Origin of the sequence: Curtobacterium sp. B8 (assembly GCF_000333315.1) — a bacterium.
GTDB lineage: Bacteria > Actinomycetota > Actinomycetes > Actinomycetales > Microbacteriaceae > Curtobacterium > Curtobacterium luteum.
Genome location: NZ_BACW01000543.1, coordinates 1 through 2,172, shown reverse-complemented (window position 1 = coordinate 2,172; position 2,172 = coordinate 1). Strand labels below are relative to the sequence as shown.

The 2,172-nt window shown below is 76.4% G+C and carries 2 protein-coding genes and 1 pseudogene; 1 reads left to right on the top strand and 2 read right to left on the bottom strand.

The annotated features are described in order from the left end of the window. Together I59_RS14430 and I59_RS14425 are read right to left on the bottom strand one after the other, a co-directional pair. A partial coding sequence (locus I59_RS14430; RefSeq protein WP_031273879.1) for an FHA domain-containing protein occupies window positions 1-588 on the bottom strand: 588 nt, incomplete at its 3' end. Continuing rightward, window positions 585-1,847 carry an Ig-like domain-containing protein gene (locus tag I59_RS14425; RefSeq protein ID WP_148286243.1) on the bottom strand — a complete coding sequence of 421 codons (1,263 nt, stop codon included), beginning with the start codon at window positions 1,845-1,847 and terminating at the stop codon, window positions 585-587. The genes I59_RS14425 and I59_RS14430, both read right to left, overlap by 4 nt. A 44-nt stretch (window positions 1,848-1,891) precedes the next feature. Here I59_RS14425 and I59_RS20100 point away from each other — a divergent pair. Next, window positions 1,892-2,172 (top strand): annotated as a pseudogene (locus I59_RS20100) (hypothetical protein); the annotation flags it as partial.

Below are 2,172 nucleotides of genomic sequence, written 5' to 3'. Positions count from 1 at the left end.
CGGTCCGCGTCCGGGTACGGCTCGATGCCGATCCGGATACACCGAGCTGCCGATCTGCACGACGTCCGCGGGGACGATGTCCGTGCTGCCGGTGACGTCACGACCGTTGACGGCGACCCCGGAGGCGTCGTCGATGACGGTGAGCACGGCGCGCAGGGGGCCCGCGCCGACGGGGACGGCTCCGGACGGTGTGGCGGCCGGGTCGCCGTGGTCGAGCGAGATCGTCGCGTGGTGCGGACGGAGCCAGGGGTCGGCCACGCAGAGTTCCATCGCGCCCGAGCTCCCGATCCGCAGCGGACCGTCCAGGGGCAGCGGCACGGTCTCCCCGGAGAACGGCCCGCCGACGACCTCGAGGCGTGGCCTCCCCGGCGGGAGGTCGCTCGGCGCCCGCACCGGCAGCGTCGAGCCGTTGAGGATGCCGACCTCGGCGAGCGCCGCGCCCGGGTCGGCGCCGGGGGCGATCGCGGCGGCGTCCACCCCGAGCCCGGCGGCGACCTCGGCGACGCTCGTCACGTCGGTCGCGTCGACGACGAAGGTCGCGTCGGCGCTCCGTCTGGTCGGGTCCTGCAGGCTCAGGCGGAGCGTCATCGGCTGCCTTCCGTGATGCGGTCGAGTGCGGGGAGGAGGGATGTGAGGAGACCGGCGCGGTCGGTGGCCGCGGCGTCGTCCTCGGACGGCAGCGTCGCGACGACGCTGTGCGCGCTGGGGGTGCCGAGCCCGGTCTGGAGGCCCGTGGCCGGGTAGCGGACGCCGGTCTCGGTCGCCTCGCCCTCCTCGGGTGCGAGGGTCCCGGTCGCGGTCGCCGCCGTGCGGCTCCCCGAGCGGGGCAGCACGGTCACGGTGCCGGTGGCCTGGTCGCCCGAGTCGGTGCGGACGTGGAACGAGAACTGGTCCGCACGGGTCATCGAACCCGAGGGACGGTAGGTCGCGACGCCCGCATCCGTGCACACGACGGTGCCGGCGACCGCGGACCCGCAGTCGGAGAACCGGACGCGGCCCTCCCGGGCGGTGGCCAGGTCAGCCAGGTCGATGCGGAGCACGCCGTCCCGGCCGAGCCGTCGCACGGTGTCCTGGGCGAGGGGGTCGCTCGTGCCCGCCGCGACGAACACGACCCGGACGGTCGCCGAGCTGCGCTGCCCCTGGTCGTCGGTGACCCGGAGCCGGACCGACGTGGTCCCGGTCCACGACGCCGGCGGCCGGACGACCAGTCCCGTGCTCGTCACGGTGGCGACGACCCCGGCAGGTTTCGCGGACACGACCCGCGTCCGCGGTCCGGCGGCGCACCCGTCGCACCGGACGCCGAGGTCGCTGTACGGGACCGAGGCGGTCGTGCCCTCCTCGAAGGGGTAGTCGTACGTCTGCTCGGCGACCGTGGGCGGCGTCGGGGGCGCGAGCGAGACGAGGTGGGTGACGTCGAGGTCGAGCGACCCGTTCCGCTCGGGGACGGTCATCGCCACCGTCCCGAAGTCGGGCCGGTAGCCCTTCGACGTCAGGCTCAGCGAGTCGCTGGTGCACGTGGCGCCGACGCCCGTGGGCACGTTCACCCGACCGCAGTCGGCGACCGACCAGCCGTCGCCGAGCGGGACCTCGGCCGTGCCGACGTACGGGACCGCGATGCGGACGGGGTCGGACCCGGCCTGCGCCTGGCCGCCTGCCGCGCCGGAAGCGGCCTGCCCGCCTGCCGCGCCGGAGCCGGCCGCCTGCCGGACGGAGGCCGCGACGGCGGGGGCGGCCGTGCCTCCCGGCAGTGCCTGCGGGACCACCAGCGCCAGGGCGAGCAGCAGCGCCGAGCCGGCCACGACGCGGAGCCGCCCCCGACCGCCTGCTTCCTGCTGCCCCCGGAACACGCCCTTATGATAGGCGGCGCACCGTCCACGGGGAGGATCGCCGCATGAGCACGACGTCGTCGCGTCCCGCCGTGTCGGACGGCCCCGGCGCCCCGCGGGTCCCCGACGTCCCGTCCGTCCCCGCCGTGCCGTCGGCGCCCGCGCCGGAACACCACGGCGACCGCGGCTCCGGAGCCCGACTCGGCTGGGACCCTGGGCAGCCCGCCCTCTACGAGCAGTGGGGCGTCCCCGCGACGGCGCCGAAGCGCGCGATGGGGTCCGACATCGGGGTCCTGCCCGAGCTCGAGCGCACCGAGACCACCCGCCGGCCGCTCTGGAAGCACCC